This window comes from Limnohabitans sp. 15K, from assembly GCF_002778285.1.
In the GTDB taxonomy this organism is placed as follows: domain Bacteria; phylum Pseudomonadota; class Gammaproteobacteria; order Burkholderiales; family Burkholderiaceae_C; genus Limnohabitans_A.
In genome coordinates, this window is the sequence record NZ_NESM01000004.1 from 18,866 (window position 1) to 36,288 (window position 17,423).

The following is a 17,423-nucleotide window of genomic DNA, read 5'->3' on the forward strand; positions in this document are numbered from 1 at the left end:
CTCCACTCTCTCACTCTTAACCAAAGGAAATCTAATGAAGAAGCTCAATATTGCAATCATTCTTATCGCGTCATTGTTCACTGCGGCGGCTATGGCCAGCGGCAACCATGCAGGCGGACATGGCCACGACGAAGCCACGGTTGGCGAAGCAGGTAAAGCTGCGGATGTAACGCGAACCGTCGAAGTTCAAATGCTGGACACCATGCGCTTCACCCCTGCCAGCTTCGCGGTAAAGCAGGGTGAGACTATCAAATTCGTTGTCAAGAACACAGGCAAACTTAAGCATGAATTTGTTTTAGGCACCAAAAAAGATCTCGATGAACACTACGAGGTGATGAAAAAATTTCCAGAAATGGAGCATGCCGATGACAACATGCTGAGCGTGGCACCGGGTCAAACAGGCGAGATGATCTGGAAGTTCAGCAAGGCGGGAGCTGTGAATGTGGCCTGTCTCCACCCCGGACACTACGATGCTGGCATGAAGGCTTCAATCCAAGTTGCAGCAGTGAAAAAGGCGGCCAAGGGACAGGCAGCTAAAAACGAAGATGGTCATGCGCACGAGCACTGATCTTTCGCGCAGAAGTGTCCTGGCTGGCTTGTTTTTGATTTCAGCCAGTGGTGCCATGGCTGCACAGCGGCCCAACGTTGAGGTCTGGAAGGATCCGGCATGTGGATGCTGCAAGGACTGGATTGCACATTTAGAGAAGTCGGGCTTTGACGTTTCGGTTCATGAGACCGGAAACAATGCCGCTCGCTCAGGGATGGGAATTCCAGCAAAACTAGGTTCGTGCCATACCGCCAGAGTAGAAGGCTACGCCGTAGAAGGGCATGTACCTGCCAAAGAGATCAAGCGCGTCTTGCGTGATCGACCTAAGGCTGTTGGACTGGCTGTACCTGGTATGCCAGTTGGCTCGCCGGGAATGGATGGTGCAATCTACAACGGTCGTAAAGACCCGTATGACGTGTTGCTGGTACTGCAAGATGGATCGACCAGCGTTTATCAAAGCTATCGTTAATGGAATCAAACATGAAACTCATCAAGTCAATATTTATCACTGCTGCTCTTGCCACATCGGCAATGGCCTCTATTTCCGTTTTTGCCCAATCCATGGCAGACATGACCGTGGGGGAGATTCGCAAGATCGACAAGGACGCCAGCAAGATTACGATCAAGCACGGGGAAATCAAGAACCTTGAAATGCCACCCATGACGATGGTGTTCACAGTTAAAGAACCGGCATTGCTCGACAAGGTCAAGCCCGGGGACAAGGTGAAGTTCGCTGTGGTTCGCGAAGACGGAAAAATGATCGTGACCGACATTCAGTCCACGCAGTAACTGACTCGGAGGTGCCAGCTCTACAAGTTGGCACCTTCAGATTTCAAATTCGGCCTCAGGTGGACGTCACCCGTTTCAATAGACACTTGTTAAGGTCTAAATTGAACTGGAGTGATAGTCATGAAGAGAGTGAGATACCCGGCCGAATTCAAGGCTGAAGCGGTGCGCCAAGTAACTGAGCGTGGCCACGGAGTCGTTAACGTTGCCAAGCGTTTGGGCATGTCGGACAAAAGCCTATACCTGTGGGTGCGACTTGCGCAGGACAGAGCAGGCCCAGGCAGTGGAGAAACTGCCCAACTCAAAGCCGAGGTGTCGCGCCTCAAGGCCGATTTGAAGAGGGCCAACGAGGAGCGTGACATCCTAAAAAAGGCCGCAACGTACTTTGCCAAACTGTCCGGGTGAAGTACGTATTTATGGCTGAGCACCAAGGCCAGTTCCGACTCAGCAGCATGTGTCGGGTCTTGCGTATCCAGCGCAGCGGCTATTACGCGTGGAATGCTGCACCCAAGAGCGCACGCACCTTAGCCGATGAATCCCTCATGGCCGACATCCGCAAATCCTTTGAAGACAGCCAAGGTATCTATGGCAGCCCACGCGTTCATTGTGACCTGCGCGAGGCTGGTATCGCCTGCGGCGAGAAGCGAGTTGCCCGCCTGATGCGCCAAGCCCAACTGCGCTCGGTGCGCGGCTACAAGCGACCACGCTACAAGGTCGGCATGCCCTCCACCACAGCACCAAACCTGTTGCAGCGCGAATTCACAGTAGCTCACCCTGACCAAGTCTGGGTCACCGATATCACCTACATCCGCACCTATGAAGGCTGGCTGTATCTGACGGTGGTGATTGACCTGTACTCACGCGCAGTGGTTGGCTGGTCCATGAAATCCACCATGGCCACAGAACTGGTGCTGGATGCCCTGATGATGGCGGTATGGCGCAGGCGCCCTAAAGCGCCAGTGATGATTCATTCCGACCAGGGCAGCCAGTTTGGCAGTGATGAGTTCAACCGCTGGTGCAAAGACAACCACTTGGTGCCCAGCATGAGTCGGCGCGGGAACTGCTGGGACAACGCTGTTGCTGAATCGTTTTTCAGTAACTTGAAGAAGGAGCGAATCAAACTCCGCATCTATGCTTCCCGCCAGGAAGCCAAGTCAGACGTGTTTGACTACATTGAAGGTTTTTACAATCGAGTCCGCAGGCACAGTCATCTTGACCAAATGAGCCCGCTTGCGTTCGAGCAACTTCAAACCGGAAGTTGATTTATGTCTACGAAAGCGGGTGACGTCCAACCTACACAAAGATGGGTTCGACCACCGTTGGGTCTGACGGGTCTGTTTTCACTCAGATGGGCAGTTTCAGTACCGATGGCAGTACTCGCATGGGAAGCACCGCGACTGGCATTGGGGCGGTTTTCAATGATCGGGATGACTGGCCTTCAACCCCGAGCATTGAAAAGGATCAGTTTTAATGACTCTCAAGGATGACGGCGATTTGATCAAGGGGCTTGGGTTTGTCTGTCAATATCATGAGATCACTTCATTCAAAACAAGAAAGGGAGAGTGAAAAATGTCGCGAAAGTGTTTTTTCAGTTTTCACTATGTACCCGACTGTGTTCGGGCGTCTCAGGTTCGACAGATCGGTGCGATTGAAGGTAACCCACCAGCACTTGATAACGACTGGGAAACTGTGGTCGGTGGTGGAGATGCCGCCATAAAGAAATGGATCGCCGGACAGATGGAAGGTAAAACCTGTGCCATCGTGCTGGTCGGCGAGAATACGGCCAATCGAAAGTGGATCAATCACGAAATTGTGCAGGCGTGGGACCGTGGTTTGGGCGTTGTCGGGATTCGCATTCACGGCCTCAAAAACTTTGACGGCAATACCGCCTCTCAAGGGGGCAATCCGTTCGACCATGTAATACACGGCACTTCCCAGAAAAAGCTTTCATCCATTGTGAAGTGTTACACCCCGTCGGGTTCTGACAGTAAAGAGCGCTATGCGTGGATATCAAAAAACTTAGAGGCAGCCGTCGAAGAAGCGATTGCCATTCGAAAAGCCAACTAAGTGATATTCAAGTGAAAGTCAATGAAGCGCTGTAAGGCAACAACGAAAGACGGACGGCGTTGCCTGAATGGGCAGCGGACAGGCACCGACTTTTGTGCGATCCATGCGTCAGAGATTTCCTCTGGTGAACTATTCGCCACCGCTGCCGGAGCGTTAGTCGGACACGCGTTGATACCGGGTCTTGGTATTGTCCTCGGTGGCTTGGCGGGGCATTCTTTTCGAAATTTCACGGGACTTAACAATATGACGAAAAAGCGTGTGTTCATCAGCTTCGACTTCGATAACGACCGCGTATTGCGGGACTTCATGTTGGGACAGGCGAGACTGCCTGACTCACCATTTGAAGTTATCGATCATTCGCTTAAGGAGGCTGCTCCCGAACGGAACTGGGAGGCAAAAGCAAGGGCTGCGATCGCTCGATCAGATATCGTTATCGTGATGGTCGGTAACGACACGCACCGCGCAGGTGGTGTGCTCAAGGAAATCACCATGGCACGTGAGGCTGGCGTGCAGGTGGTGCAAGTCATTGGCTATAAGGACGGGGACTACACCCCCGTACCAAATGCTGGCCGTCTGTATGCCTGGAATTGGCAGAACCTTAAGAAGTTGCTGAGCTAACCCTATGCATATTAATGAACTGGATGCTTTCGTTAAGGAATACGTCAAGGAACTTCACAATGAGACGGCGGCGATCTTTGCTGGCGCTGGTCTATCGGTGGGCAAGGGGTTCGTAGATTGGGTTGGGCTTCTCCAGCCACTGGCAGCTGAGCTCGGGCTTGATGCTGAGCGTGAAAGCGATCATTTGGTTGCGCTTGCGCAGCACCACGTAAATGACAATGGCATGAATCGGGCCGGGTTGCACAAGCGACTTTTGGAGGAGTTCCCGACAGACGCACAGCCTACTGTAAATCATCAACTTTTGGCGCGGCTGCCAGTTGCAGTCTACTGGACCACTAATTACGATCGGCTAATTGAGCGGGCCTTGGAAGGGGCCGGAAAAATCGTTGACTCGAAGCATCGGGTTGACCAACTTGCCTTTACAAAGCCACGCCGGGATGCGGTAGTTTTTAAGATGCACGGAGATGTTGAGCATCCGGCGCAAGTCGTGTTGACCAAGGACGATTATGAGCGTTACCCGATTGATCGAGGCGCGTTCATCAACGGGCTGACCGGTGACCTTGTCTCTAAGACTTTTCTGTTTCTTGGTTTTAGTTTCAAGGACCCTAATCTTGACTACATCCTGGCGAGGATTCGGTTAACCTTTCAAGCAAACGGACGCCAGCACTACTGCGTCTTTCGTCGTGTGCAGGAGCAGGCGGGGCAGTCTCAGGCGGAGTACGAATATCTCCAAATCAAGCAACGCCTTGCCATCAATGACCTGAAACGCTTCAACATCAAGACCTTGCTGGTCGACAGTTACGATGAGATCACAGAACTGTTGCGCCGCATCGAACGTACATATCGCCGAAAAACGCTGTTCATTTCGGGCAGTGCTGAGGAGTTTGGTGCTTGGGATAAGTCGGATGTCTCTGAATTTCTCAACGATCTTGGAAAGATAGTCATCCAGCGTGGTTTTCGTCTAGTGTCAGGCTTTGGCTGGGGCATCAGCAATGACCTTTTGTCTGGCGCCATCGAGCAGATCTACGGCCAGCGGATCGGACACATCCAGGACCATTTGATCGTTCGCCCGTTCCCACGCTACATCGCTGACGTTGGCGTCCGAGATGCTCTGTGGCATGAGTTCCGTAAAGACTTAATCTCACAAGCGGGTATCGCGCTCTTCATGTTTGGAAACAAATTGAGCGACGGCAAAACAGTCCTCGCAGACGGCGTGCGTAAGGAGTACGCCATCGCACGGGAACTCGATCTAGTGACCGTACCTGTTGCCCCTACGGGCTATGTTGCCAATGAGCTCTGGCAGCTCGACGAGCCAGGAGTGAAATCATCCGCAATGAGTGAGGAAATCAAGCAGGCATTCGCCAGACTTCAAGCGCCCGCCGCCAAACCTCAGGAATTGCTGAGCCGGATTTCTGAAATATTGGATCTGCTCGGTAAAGAGTAATGGTCTGGCCAGATTTTCTGGCGCGCAATTGATCGAGACCGTAGGCATTTTTACTATGACGAAGTGAAACCTGGAGATTGACATCTAGGGTGCACGAAGTTTGGTAGCGCTTAGCACCGCGTTCGATGACGCCGATCCATCCACAGATGCTATTGAGCTGGGTGGATTACTAATTGCGTTTTGCTCTCTTGCGAGAGAGTGTCGGGTTTCGACCCGCAGACGCCGGTTCAATTGCGATTTACGGATTTGAACCGCCGTCCGCAATTTTGTAGAATTGGACGCATTCGATGGAGGCGTTCCCATTGGGGGACGGCACTGGATTGGGGATTGTTCGCAGGAACTAGATGAGGCCCGCCGGGGCTACTCTGAGGCTCTTTGCGCAGTGGTTACGCCCCACCACCAAACCTGAAAAGGCCAACCGTCACCGGTTGGCCTTTTTTCTTTGCCATCGCAAGGTCTGGCAACAGTACTTTGGGACTCTTTCAAGCTTTACGCGCAAGCGCACGCGCTGCATGCAGCTTTTTGTAGCTGTCCATGAGTCGGTGGTGCCTGTCCAGACCTTCCAGTTGCATGCTGGTGGGCGCAAGTCCAAAAAAGCGCACGGTGCCGTCGACTGAGCCGATGACCGCGTCCATCCGATCGTTGCCAAACATTCGGCGGAAGTTGTGCTCGTAATCGGCGAGTTCCAGGTCGGAATCGAGTTGCACTTCCAGCACCACGTTCATGGCTTGGTAAAACAATTTGCGCTCGACCGTGTTGTCGTTGTACTGCAAGAAGGCTCCCACCAGCTCTTGGGCTTCTTCTAACTGTTGCAAGGCCAAATGGATTAGCAGCTTCAACTCCAGCACCGTCAGTTGTCCCCACTCGGTGTTTTCATCAAATTCAATGCCGATCAAGGTGGCAATGTCCAAGTACTCATCGAGCTCGTTGTTCTCCAAGCGGTCCAGCAAGGCAGACAAGCGGGCATCGTCCAAGCGGTGCAGGTTCAAGACGTCTTCGCGGAACAGCAAGGCCTTGTTGGTGTTGTCCCAGACCAAGTCTTCGACGGGGTAAACCTCGGAGTAACCTGGCACCAGAATGCGGCAAGCCACGGCGCCCAACTGGTCGTACACAGCGGTGTAAACCTCTTTGCCCATGTCTTTGAGGATGCCCAACAAGGTGGCGGCTTCCTCGGCATTGGCGTTCTCACCTTGGCCAGAAAAATCCCATTCCACAAATTCGTGATCCGCCTTGGCGCTGAAGAAGCGCCACGACACGATGCCGCTGGAGTCGATGAAATGCTCGACAAAGTTGTTGGGTTCGGTGACCGCGTTGCTCTCAAAGGTAGGCGGCGGTAAATCGTTCAGGCCTTCAAAGCTGCGGCCTTGCAGCAACTCGGTGAGGCTGCGCTCCAACGCCACTTCCAGGCTGGGGTGCGCACCGAACGATGCAAACACGCCGCCTGTGCGCGGGTTCATGAGCGTGACGCACATGACGGGGTAGGTTCCGCCCAAGGAAGCATCTTTCACCAGCACCGGGAAACCTTGTTCTTCCAGTCCTTGGATGCCCGCCAAGATGCTGGGGTATTTGGCCAAGACGTGTTGCGGTACATCGGGCAAGCAAATCTCGCCTTCCAGAATTTCACGTTTGACGGCACGCTCAAAAATCTCGGACAGGCATTGCACTTGCGCTTCGGCCAATGTGTTGCCCGCACTCATGCCGTTGCTGACGAAGAGGTTTTCAATCAGGTTGGACGGGAAATACACCACCGCGCCATCCGACTGGCGCACATAGGGCAGCGCGCAGATGCCGCGCGCCGCGTTGCCCGAGTTGGTGTCGATCAGGTGCGAGCCACGCAGTTCGCCATCGGGGTTGTAAATGGGCAGGCAGTAGGCATCCAGAATGTCTTTGGGCAGCGCGTCTTTTTTGCCTGGCTTGAACCAGCGTTCATTGGGGTAATGCACAAAGGCCGCGTTCGCGATGTCTTCGCCCCAATAGGCGCCCGCATAGAAATGGTTGTTACTGATCCGTTCGATGTATTCGCCCAGTGCCGATGCCAACGCGCTTTCTTTGGTCGAGCCTTTGCCGTTGGTGAAGCACATGGGCGAGTGCGCATCGCGGATGTGCAGTGACCACACATTGGGAATGATGTTGCGCCACGAAGCGATCTCAATCTTGATGCCCAAGCCCGCCAAGAGGCCCGACATGTTGGCGATGGTTTGCTCCAGCGGCAGGTCTTTGCCTGCAATGAAGGTGCTGCCATCAGCGCTCGGTTTGAGCGTGAGCAAGGACTGCGCATCGGCGTCCAGGTTCTCGACTTCTTCAATGACAAATTCGGGTCCGGCTTGCACCACTTTCTTGACCGTGCAGCGCTCGATCGAATTCAAAATGCCCCGGCGGTCGACTTCCGAAATATCGGCTGGCAACTCCACCTGAATTTTGAAAATCTGTTGGTACCGGTTCTCCGGATCCACGATGTTGTTTTGCGACAGGCGGATGTTTTCTGTGGAAATTTTGCGGGTGTCGCAATACAGCTTCACAAAGTAAGCCGCGCACAAAGCCGATGAGGCTAAAAAATAATCGAAGGGGCCCGGGGCCGAGCCATCGCCTTTGTAGCGGATCGGCTGGTCGGCCACGACGGTGAAGTCATCGAACTTGGCTTCAAGGCGAAGTTTGTCGAGAAAGTTGACCTTGATTTCCATGGGCGCTGTCTAAAGGGGGGCAAAAAAGATGTGGCAGCCGTTTTTGGCTGCCACTTTGATGCCCAGTATAAAAGCCCAGTCAACCAAAACTGCCCCAGCCGTGCAAAGCGGCCGAGTTGGCCGCCGCACTTTATGGGTTGTTTTATTCAGCAGGTGGCCCTGTTTTGCTGGCCTCGTGGGTATGCGCTTCGGCGTAACGACCTGCCAAAAACGCGGTGAAAAACCCGTTGAACCAGTCCATGTTGATGGGCTTGGCCATGAAGATGCTGCCTTCGGGCAGGCCCCCACGGCTTTCAATTTCCTCGGAAGTCAGCGCAGACAACACCAAGGTGGTCATTCGGTTGAAATTCGGATTTTGGCGCAGGGTGCGCAGCAGTTCAAAACCATCGACGCCGGGCATGTCCAAATCGGTGATCAAGACGTCGGGTTTGATGCTGGCGATGTCAATCAAGGCTTCCAAGCCTGATGCCATCGCTGTGCAATCGACGGGCATGGTGGACCGGTTGCAGTAACCGCGCAGCATTTCGCGTGTGACGGCATCGTCCTCCACCAATAAAACGCGCAAGCGGGTGTCACGCGGTTCGGTGTGGATGGTCAACATGTTGTGCTTGCGCTGGTACTCACGGATGGAGGGCATCGAAATTCTGCGGTGCCCTCCTTGCGTTTTCCAAGCTTGCAGCTCATTTTTTTCGACCAAGGTTTGAATCGTACCGACCGACAGCCCCAGCAGCTTGGCTGCATAGGTGGTGCCGCAGTAGTCTTCAGGGGTGTCAGGTGTGGTGTTTGTTTGCATGGTGGTTTATTTTAGTAATAAAAGTATAAAAATCGATGTTTAAGCGATCTTAAAAATACTTAAAAAATAAAATAATCCCGCTTCTTACCGCTCGTTTGGGTTGTGCTGGTGCCCATTTCAAGGATTGCGTGCTTGTCATGACCGGTTTGTGTGGTCTCCGCCGTGACAAAGTACCAAGACAAGCCAAGCCGGAGCAGGATTAACATGGATTGAAATAACACCTGGAGACTGTCGATGCCCGCCCATGCTGCTGTTTGGCCTGTTCGTTTGCCCGCCAAGATCACGCCCCCTGCCACCTCGCTCTGGATGAACTTGGCCATCAGCGCCCTGCGCTATCCCGAAAAAGCGGCGTTGGTCTTCATGGGCCGAGTCTGGACCTACCGAGAATTGATGGCCCATGCCGAGCAGTTGGCAGGACAGCTCAAAGCTTTGGGCGTAAATGCTGGCGATCGCGTGGTCTTGGACATGCAAAACTGCCCGCAGCTGGTGATTACCCACTTTGCTATTTTGCGCATCGATGCGGTGGTGGTGCCCGTCAACCCGATGAACCGGGCCGAAGAGCTCAAGCACTACATCACCGACCCCGACACGCGCGTGGCCGTGACCACCGCCGATTTGGCCCCGGAGCTGGCGCAGGCCAGCGCCGCGTTGGCCCCTGAGCTGCGCTTGAAGCACTTGGTGGTGACCCAGTTCACCGATGTGTTCGATGCCCAAACCGTGGGCTCCGAAGACATGCCTGAGGCTTGGCGGCCTTGGCTGTTGCCGGTCAGGGATTTGCCCACTTTGTCCTCGGGCCATGTGCATGCTTGGGCCCAGTTGATGGCCGCGCCTGCCGCAGATTTGCCGCCACCACAAGCCAAGCCTGATGACTTGGCTGTGCTGCCTTACACCAGTGGCACGACGGGCTTGCCTAAGGGGTGCATGCACACCCACGGCACCCTCATGCACAACGCCATGGCCAGCGGCTTGTGGGGCAACGGCACGCCGGAGAACGTCACGCTGTGCGTGGTGCCCATGTTCCACATCACCGGCATGGTCAGCGTGATGCACACCAGCATCTTGTTGGGGGCCAGCTTGGTCATCATGCCGCGCTGGGACCGCGATGTGGCGGGGCATTTGATCTCCAAATGGCGTGTGACCCACTGGACCAACATCCCCACCATGGTGATCGACTTGCTGGGCAGCCCGAACATGGACCGCTATGACCTGAACAGCCTGGTCTACATCGGCGGTGGTGGTGCTGCCATGCCCGAAGCTGTGGCCCAGCGCTTGTTGGACCAGTTTGGCCTGCGTTACGTGGAGGGTTATGGCTTGACGGAGACGGCGGCCCCCTCGCACACCAACCCGCCCGATGCGCCCAAGAAGCAGTGTTTGGGCATTCCGTTCATGAGCGTCGAGTCGCGCATCGTGGACCCCGAGACCTTGGCCGAGTTGCCACCGGGCGAGTCGGGTGAAATTGTGATTTGTGGCCCTCAAGTCTTCAAGGGCTATTGGAAACGCCCCGATGCCACGGCAGACGCCTTCTTTGAGCGCGATGGCCTGCGCTTCTTCCGCTCCGGCGACATGGGCCGTGTCGATGAAGAGGGCTACTTCTTCATGACCGATCGCTTGAAGCGCATGATCAACGCCAGTGGCTTCAAGGTTTGGCCCGCCGAGGTGGAGGCCCTGATGTTCCGCCACCCGGCCATTCAGGAGGCCTGCATCATTGCCACCCGAGACGCCTACCGTGGTGAGTCGGTCAAGGCGGTGGTGGTTTTGCGCCAAGGTCAACAAGGCCTTGTCAGCGAGCAAGACATCATCGACTGGTGCCGTGAGAACATGGCGGTTTACAAAATGCCTCGCGCTGTGAGTTTTGTCGATGCCTTGCCCAAGAGCGGCAGCGGCAAAGTCATGTGGCGGGCATTGCAAGAGGCCGAAATGGCCGCTTTGAGCACCGAAACCAAAACCCCATGAGCCTGAAACTTTCTGTCCTTGACCAATCTGCCGCAGCTGCCGGACTCGGCCAAGACGCCACCATCCGCCAAACTCTCGCGCTGGCCGAAAAGGCCGAGGCCTGGGGCTACCACCGCTTTTGGGTGAGCGAGCACCACAGCCATCCGAGCATTGTGGGCACTGCGCCCGAGGTCTTGATGGCCGCCATTGCGGCGCGTACGCAGCGCATTCGTCTGGGCAGTGCGGGCGTCATGCTGCCGCATTACTCGGCGCTCAAAGTGGCCGAGCAGTTTCGGGTGCTCGATGCGCTGGCCCCCGGACGCATTGATCTGGGTGTGGGGCGTGCGCCGGGCAGCGACGGCCGCACGGCCCAGCTGCTCAACCCCGACCGCAACGCTTCGGAGCGCTTTCCTCAACAGGTCATGGAGCTGCAGGCCTGGGTGAGTGGGCGCAATTTGCCCCCGGGCCACCCAGGGCACAACGTTTACGCCTACCCCCAGTCGGAGACCTCGCCAGACGTTTGGATGTTGGGCAGCTCCGACTATGGCGCTCAGCTTGCAGCGCATTTGGGCCTGCCCTATGCGTTTGCCTATTTCATCACCGACGGGCAGGGCGCTGACGAGGCCTTGCAAATCTACCGCGAGACCTTCCGCCCCAGTGCAAGTCTGGCCAAGCCCTCTGCCGCTTTGTGCCTCTGGGCCTTGGCCGCCGACACCGACGAAGAGGCGCTTCGCCTGTTTGAAAGCCGAGCCCGCTGGAAGATGGACCGCAACTTGGGCCGCATCGGGCCTTTGTTACCGCCAGAAGAGGCGGCGCGGGATTACAGCCCCGCTGAGCAGTTTGCACTCGATCGCCTGCGGGATTCCGCCCTGATCGGCTCAGCGGCCACGGTGGGCCGCAAACTGCGCCAACTGGCGGCACGGCTGGAAGTCGATGAACTGGTGGTCATCACCTGGACGCATGACCCTGCGGCACAATGCCGATCTTATGAATTGTTGGCCCAAGAATTTGGACTTGCGGCACACTCCTGACTTTGTTTTTTTCACCCGAGGAAATCCTGATGTTCACCACTGCGATCGCTGGCAGTTTGCCCAAACCCGCTTGGCTTGCCGAAACCGAAAAACTCTGGCCCCAGTGGACCACCCAGGGCCCTGAGCTGCAGCAAGCCAAAGCCGACGCCACGCTGCTGTGGATCAAGGCCCAGGAAGACGCGGGCCTGGACGTGATCGGCGACGGCGAACAAGCCCGCCAGCACTTTGTGCACGGCTTTGTGGAGCAGGTCGAGGGCATCGACTTTGTGAACAAAGTCACCATGGGTATCCGCAACAACCGCTACGACGCGCAAGTGCCGCAAGTCATCGCGCCGCTGCGCCTGAAGGGCCGTGTGCACGCTTTTGAAGCTCAACTGGCCCGTGCCCACACCAAGAAAAAACTGAAATTCACATTGCCCGGCCCGATGACGATTGTGGACACCGTGGCCGACCGTTTTTACGGCGACAAGGTCAAGATGGCGATGGCCTTTGCCGAGTTGCTCAACCAAGAAGCGCTGGCGCTGCAAGCTGACGGCGTGGACATCATCCAGTTCGACGAGCCGGCTTTCAACGTCTACATGGACGACGCGGCCGACTGGGGCGTCAAGGCGCTTGAAGTGGCCGCGCGCGGCCTGACCTGCACCACGGCGGTTCACATTTGCTACGGCTACGGCATCGAAGCGAATAACAAGTGGAAAGAGACGCTGGGCCAAGAGTGGCGTCAATACGAAAAAGTCTTCCCAGCATTGGCCAAGAGCAGCATCCAGCAAGTGAGCCTGGAGTGCATGCATTCGCATGTGCCGATGGAGATGATGAAGCTGCTGGAAGGCAAAGACGTGATGGTCGGCGTGATCGACGTGGCCAACCCGGCCATCGAAACCGCCGAAGAAATCGCTGACACCATCGGTCGTGCGCTTCAGTTTGTGCCCAAGAACCGCCTGATCGCCTGCACCAACTGCGGTCTGGCTCCGATGAGCCGCGCGGTGGCCGAGGCCAAGCTCAAGGCCCTGGCCGAAGGGGCCAAGCTGGCCAGCCAACGCTACGCCTGAAACTGAAAACCGAGACGTTCATGCCCCAACAACTGCTGCAGCCCCCACTGACATCGCCCGACCTGCTGAACGCCACGCTGGCGGACCAAGGGTTTGCGGTGCTGGGGTCTGCCAGCGTTTGCGCTTTGGCGGGTGTCTCGCTTGACGCCTTGCAGGCGCTGGAGCTCAGTTGGCACGACTTGCCACCCGACCAGTACCTGAAGGACGGTGGGCGCTACCGCCGCAGGCGCCATGCGAGCTTTGAGGTCACGGGCGACATGGCCCAAGCCACCCCACACCGGGCCCATTGGCAGCCCCTGTCCTACAACGCCTTGCACGGCGGCATGCAGCGCTGGTTTGAGCCCATGGCCACTGAAGTGGTGCAGCAAGCGGCTTGGTTGCAATTGTTGTGCTGGTTGGGCCGGGTGGCTTCCAAAGCGCAGGGCGATCAGACCTGGTTCACCGAAGCGCACCAGTTCCGCATCGACACGACCGACGGCATTGGCCGCCCCACACCCGAGGGTGCGCACCGCGATGGCGTGAATTGGGTGGCAGTGTTTTTGGTAGGCCGCCACGGCATCAAAGGCGGCGAAACGCGGGTGTTTGACATGGACAGCCCGCGAGGCCAGCGCTTTACCTTGAGTGAACCTTGGTCGGTGTTGTTGTTGGACGATACCCGTGTGATCCACGAGACCACGCCCATCCAGCCCGAACAACCGGGTGGATGGCGTGACACCTTGGTGGTCACTTTGCGCTCAGAGGGTTTTTTGGATCAGCCCACACCCAAGGCCTGAATTCAGAGCACTTTAATCCCTGAAGTTGTCGAAGGACAGAGGCAACTCGGTCATGTCCTTGCGCAACAGCGCCATGGCTTCTTGCAAGTCGTCGCGCTTGGCACCGGTCACACGCACCGCATCGCCTTGTATCGAGGCTTGCACCTTGATCTTGCTTTCTTTGATGAGTTTGGTGATTTTCTTGGCATCTTCGGTCTCGATGCCGTTTTTCACCTTGATCACTTGCTTGACCTTGTCGCCGCCGATTTTTTCGACTTTGCCAATGTCCAAAAAGCGCACGTCCACACTGCGCTTGGTGAGTTTGTTGCGCAGGATGTCTTCGACTTGTGTCAGTTGAAACTCGGCATCACCGAACATCGTGATCTCTTTGTCTTTGAGCTCGATCTTGGCCGATGTGCCTTTGAAGTCAAAGCGGGTGCCGATTTCTTTGGCAGAAGTGTCAACGGCGTTGCGCACTTCGGCCATATTGGGTTCGCAAACGGTATCAAACGAGGGCATGGCAGGAAATATCCGAGGTTGAGAATGCGACAATTCTCCCATGAACCTGGAGAAAAATGTCCCCCTGCAGCCGTACAACACGTTCGGCATCGCCGCCAAGGCCCAAGCTTTGGTGCGGGTGCACACCGAGGCCGACCTTTTGGCCGTGCTGGCCGACCCCGCTTTGGCCACTTTGCCCCGGCAAGTGCTGGGCGGCGGCAGCAACATTGTTTTGACGGGCGACGTCAAAGCGCTGGTGCTCAAAGTCGAGGTGCCGGGCATGCGTTTGGCGTCAGAAACGGACAAAAACTGGGTGATAGAGGCTGGCGCTGGCGAGGACTGGCACGCCTTGGTCGCGTGGACGCTGGACAACGGTTACCCGGGTCTGGAAAACATGGCCCTGATCCCTGGCACCGTGGGTGCCTCCCCCGTGCAAAACATTGGTGCTTATGGCGTTGAGCTGCAAGACCGCTTCGATTCACTCGACGCCATGGACCTTTTCACCGGTGAGCTGTTCAGCCTGAACGCAGCGCAGTGCGGCTTCAGTTACCGTGACTCGGTGTTCAAACATGTCTCGAGCGGTCCAGAGGGTTTGGGCCTTTCGGGACGGGCGGTCATCCTGCGCGTTCGCTTTGCGCTGCCCAAGCGCTGGAAACCTGAGCTGGGTTATCTGGACTTGGAGCGCAAGATGGCCGAGACCGGCATCCACAACCCCGATGCCCAGCAGATTTTTGACTGGGTGGTGGCGATCCGCCGCGCCAAACTGCCCGATCCGGCTGTGATCGGCAACGCGGGCAGTTTCTTTAAGAACCCTACGGTGACGCCTGAGCAATGCGCCGACATCATCGCCCGCGACCCCAAGGTGGTGCATTACCCCATGCCCGACGGCAGCATCAAGCTGGCGGCGGGCTGGCTGATCAACGCCTGCGGCTGGAAAGGCAAAACCGTGGGCCACGCTGGCGTCTATGAAAAACAGGCGCTGGTGCTGGTCAACCGGGGCGGGCGCGAGAACCCCTGCACCGGTGGCGAGGTAATGACCTTGGCCAAAGCCATCCAGACCAGTGTGTACGAGCGGTTTGGAATTCGGCTGGAGCCTGAGCCGGTGGTGATTTGACGGCTTTGCGTTTTTGGTTCTTTGTTGCGCCAATGTTCCGCACCGGGGTGGGACCTACGCGGTCGGCCTCATAACTCGCTTCGCTCGCTAAATCGGCCGATCCGCGCAGGCCCCACTCTGGCGCTGCGCCGCTGAAGTCACCCCAGTCGTGCTGTTTTTCAACCGGCGTAGCCTTGTTAGGGCGGCCAGCCGGACCAGCCGATTTTGCGAGCGAAGCGAGTTATGAGGCTGGCCGGCTGGCCGCCCTGACAAGGCGGAAAACACCACAGAGCAAGTTAAGACAACAAAAAACGGCCCGAAGGCCGTTTTTTTAATGGAGCTCAGCAGAAATCACTTCTTGCCGTTGCCCTCGAGCTTGTAGATGTGCGGGCCATCGCCCACTGACAACAAACCAGCATGCGCGTAGATGCCCAGCTTGGCGCGGGTGTCGACGATGTCGAGGTTGCGCATGGTCAGCTGGCCAATGCGGTCCAGCGGGCTGAACGGCGCGTCTTCCACTTTTTCCATGCTCAGGCGCTCTGGCGCGTAGGTCAGGTTGGGGCTGTCGGTGTTCAGGATGCTGTAGTCGTTGCCACGGCGCAGTTCCAGCGTCACGGTGCCGGTCACGGCGCGTGCCACCCAGCGCTGGGCGGTTTCGCGCAGCATGATGGACTGTGGATCGAACCAGCGGCCTTGATACAGCAAACGGCCCAGGCGCAGGCCGTTGATGCGGTACTGCTCGATGGTGTCTTCGTTGTGGATGCCGGTGACCAAACGCTCGTAAGCGATGTGCAGCAGCGCCATGCCGGGGGCTTCGTAGATGCCGCGGCTCTTGGCTTCGATGATGCGGTTTTCGATCTGGTCGCTCATGCCCAAGCCGTGGCGGCCGCCAATCTCGTTGGCTTTGAGGAACAACTCGACCGGGTCAGCGTATTCCACACCGTTCAGTGCTACGGGCATGCCTTCTTCAAAGCGCACGCTCACTTCTTCGGCCTTGACCTCAACTTCGGGCTTCCAGAACGCCACGCCCATGATGGGGTTGACGATCTTCATGCCGCTTTGCAGGCTTTCCAGGTCTTTGGCTTCGTGGGTCGCGCCCAACATGTTGCTGTCGGTGGAGTAGGCCTTTTCGGCGCTCATCTTGTAGCCAAAGCCGTTGGCGGTCATGAAAGCGCTCATTTCGGCGCGGCCACCCAGCTCGTCGATGAACAGCTGGTCGAGCCAAGGCTTGTAGATCTTCAGGCTTGGGTTGGTCAACAAACCATAGCGGTAAAAGCGCTCGATGTCGTTGCCCTTGAAGGTGCTGCCGTCGCCCCAGATGTTGACGTCGTCTTCCTTCATGGCGGCCACCAGCATGGTGCCCGTGACGGCGCGGCCCAATGGCGTGGTGTTGAAGTAAGTGATGCCACCGGTTGAAATATGGAAAGCGCCGCACTGGATCGCGGCAATGCCTTCGTGGGCCAGTTGGGTGCGGCAGTCGACCAGGCGGGCTTTTTCTGCGCCGTATTCCATCGCTTTGCGGGGAATCTCGTTGTAGTCCGACTCGTCAGGCTGGCCCAAGTTGGCGGTGTAGGCGTAGGGCAGGGCGCCCTTTTGCTTCATCCACAGCAGGGCGGCAGAGGTGTCCAGGCCGCCCGAGAAGGCGATACCGACTTTTTGCCCTTTGGGCAGGTTTTGCAGGATGGTGCTCATATCGTTTCGTTCTGCGAGTTCAACCGAAGTGGCAGATGTAGTGGTAAGGCTCGGTCACGCGGATCTCGAACTTGGAGTTGCCGGGGATGCTGAATTCTTCGCCCGCGCTGGACTTGACCCACTCGGTGCTGCCGTCGAGCTTGTATTCGCAGGAGCCGCCCACGCATTCCATGATCTCGGGTGCGCCGGTGTTGAAGGTCAGCGTGGCGGGCAGGATCACGCCCACCGACAGTTTGGTGCCGTCGGCCAGGGTCAGGCCGTGGCTGACGCATTTGCCGTCAAAGTAAACATTGGCTTGGGTGTTGACGGAGACGCCGTCGATGGTTTGGGTGGTCATGGATGGGGCTTTAAAGGGGCGGAATGGTTCCGCATCAAATAAAAAAGGGCGTCTGAAGACGCCCTTGAAGGCAAATCAAGCCAGCATTTTAGGCCAGTCGGCC

17 protein-coding genes are annotated in these 17,423 nt (G+C 56.8%); 12 read left to right on the forward strand and 5 right to left on the reverse strand.

Annotated features, from left to right (window positions below; all coding sequences use genetic code 11):
- Positions 1–34 precede the first annotated feature (34 nt).
- The 7 genes from B9Z40_RS13495 (at position 35) to B9Z40_RS13530 (ending at position 5,462) form a co-directional block, all read left to right on the forward strand.
- Complete coding sequence (locus B9Z40_RS13495; RefSeq protein WP_100173898.1) at positions 35–568, forward strand: plastocyanin/azurin family copper-binding protein; 534 nt, start codon at positions 35–37, stop codon at positions 566–568.
- Positions 552–1,016 carry a DUF411 domain-containing protein gene (locus tag B9Z40_RS13500; protein WP_100173899.1) on the forward strand — a complete coding sequence of 155 codons (465 nt, stop codon included), beginning with the start codon at positions 552–554 and terminating at the stop codon, positions 1,014–1,016. The genes B9Z40_RS13495 and B9Z40_RS13500 overlap by 17 nt, the downstream gene beginning before the upstream one ends.
- Positions 1,017–1,027: 11 nt before the next feature.
- Positions 1,028–1,336: a copper-binding protein gene (locus B9Z40_RS13505; protein WP_100174084.1), complete on the forward strand. Its 309-nt coding sequence runs from the start codon at positions 1,028–1,030 to the stop codon at positions 1,334–1,336.
- A 120-nt stretch (positions 1,337–1,456) separates the two neighbouring features.
- Positions 1,457–2,595, forward strand: a protein-coding gene (locus B9Z40_RS13515; protein ID WP_369823459.1) for an IS3 family transposase whose coding sequence is annotated in 2 segments (ribosomal slippage) — positions 1,457–1,706 and positions 1,706–2,595 — 1,140 coding nt in all. Because the reading frame shifts where the segments join, the coding sequence is not laid out codon by codon here.
- A gap of 307 nt (positions 2,596–2,902) precedes the next feature.
- Positions 2,903–3,400, forward strand: coding sequence for a TIR domain-containing protein (locus B9Z40_RS13520; protein WP_100173902.1), 498 nt, complete (start codon positions 2,903–2,905; stop codon positions 3,398–3,400).
- A gap of 243 nt (positions 3,401–3,643) precedes the next feature.
- Positions 3,644–4,018 (forward strand): TIR domain-containing protein, encoded by a 375-nt coding sequence (locus B9Z40_RS17240; RefSeq protein WP_158238104.1) that lies wholly within the window; start codon positions 3,644–3,646, stop codon positions 4,016–4,018.
- A 4-nt stretch (positions 4,019–4,022) separates the two neighbouring features.
- Positions 4,023–5,462: an SIR2 family protein gene (locus B9Z40_RS13530; RefSeq protein ID WP_100173904.1), complete on the forward strand. Its 1,440-nt coding sequence runs from the start codon at positions 4,023–4,025 to the stop codon at positions 5,460–5,462.
- A gap of 482 nt (positions 5,463–5,944) precedes the next feature.
- On the opposite strand, the gene B9Z40_RS13535 is transcribed toward B9Z40_RS13530, so the two are convergent.
- Together B9Z40_RS13535 and B9Z40_RS13540 are read right to left on the reverse strand one after the other, a co-directional pair.
- Positions 5,945–8,143, reverse strand: a complete 2,199-nt coding sequence (locus B9Z40_RS13535; RefSeq protein ID WP_100173905.1) for an OsmC domain/YcaO domain-containing protein — start codon at positions 8,141–8,143, stop codon at positions 5,945–5,947.
- A 142-nt stretch (positions 8,144–8,285) separates the two neighbouring features.
- Positions 8,286–8,936 carry a response regulator gene (locus B9Z40_RS13540; protein WP_100173906.1) on the reverse strand — a complete coding sequence of 217 codons (651 nt, stop codon included), beginning with the start codon at positions 8,934–8,936 and terminating at the stop codon, positions 8,286–8,288.
- 234 nt (positions 8,937–9,170) lie between these two features.
- Here B9Z40_RS13540 and B9Z40_RS13545 point away from each other — a divergent pair, with 234 nt between their 5' ends.
- From B9Z40_RS13545 to B9Z40_RS13560, 4 genes are read left to right on the forward strand one after another with little or no spacing between them, the layout of a single operon-like run.
- On the forward strand, positions 9,171–10,889 hold the full coding sequence (locus B9Z40_RS13545) for a long-chain fatty acid--CoA ligase (RefSeq protein WP_100173907.1): 1,719 nt from the start codon (positions 9,171–9,173) through the stop codon (positions 10,887–10,889).
- Complete coding sequence (locus tag B9Z40_RS13550; RefSeq protein WP_199172570.1) at positions 10,886–11,899, forward strand: LLM class flavin-dependent oxidoreductase; 1,014 nt, start codon at positions 10,886–10,888, stop codon at positions 11,897–11,899. Before B9Z40_RS13545 ends, B9Z40_RS13550 begins: the two co-directional genes overlap by 4 nt.
- A gap of 29 nt (positions 11,900–11,928) precedes the next feature.
- Positions 11,929–12,948, forward strand: coding sequence for a methionine synthase (locus tag B9Z40_RS13555; RefSeq protein WP_100174086.1), 1,020 nt, complete (start codon positions 11,929–11,931; stop codon positions 12,946–12,948).
- Between the two features lie 20 nt (positions 12,949–12,968).
- Positions 12,969–13,721: a 2OG-Fe dioxygenase family protein gene (locus B9Z40_RS13560; RefSeq protein ID WP_100173908.1), complete on the forward strand. Its 753-nt coding sequence runs from the start codon at positions 12,969–12,971 to the stop codon at positions 13,719–13,721.
- Between the two features lie 12 nt (positions 13,722–13,733).
- Here B9Z40_RS13560 and B9Z40_RS13565 read toward each other — a convergent pair whose 3' ends face one another.
- Positions 13,734–14,219: a YajQ family cyclic di-GMP-binding protein gene (locus B9Z40_RS13565; protein ID WP_100173909.1), complete on the reverse strand. Its 486-nt coding sequence runs from the start codon at positions 14,217–14,219 to the stop codon at positions 13,734–13,736.
- A 40-nt stretch (positions 14,220–14,259) separates the two neighbouring features.
- Between B9Z40_RS13565 and murB the strand changes: the two genes are divergently transcribed.
- Positions 14,260–15,312 (forward strand): UDP-N-acetylmuramate dehydrogenase, encoded by a 1,053-nt coding sequence (murB, locus tag B9Z40_RS13570; RefSeq protein WP_100173910.1) that lies wholly within the window; start codon positions 14,260–14,262, stop codon positions 15,310–15,312.
- A gap of 330 nt (positions 15,313–15,642) precedes the next feature.
- On the opposite strand, the gene argG is transcribed toward murB, so the two are convergent.
- On the reverse strand, positions 15,643–16,983 hold the full coding sequence (gene argG, locus B9Z40_RS13575) for an argininosuccinate synthase (RefSeq protein ID WP_100173911.1): 1,341 nt from the start codon (positions 16,981–16,983) through the stop codon (positions 15,643–15,645).
- A gap of 19 nt (positions 16,984–17,002) precedes the next feature.
- Positions 17,003–17,320: a pyrimidine/purine nucleoside phosphorylase gene (locus B9Z40_RS13580; RefSeq protein ID WP_100173912.1), complete on the reverse strand. Its 318-nt coding sequence runs from the start codon at positions 17,318–17,320 to the stop codon at positions 17,003–17,005.
- Positions 17,321–17,423 lie beyond the last annotated feature (103 nt).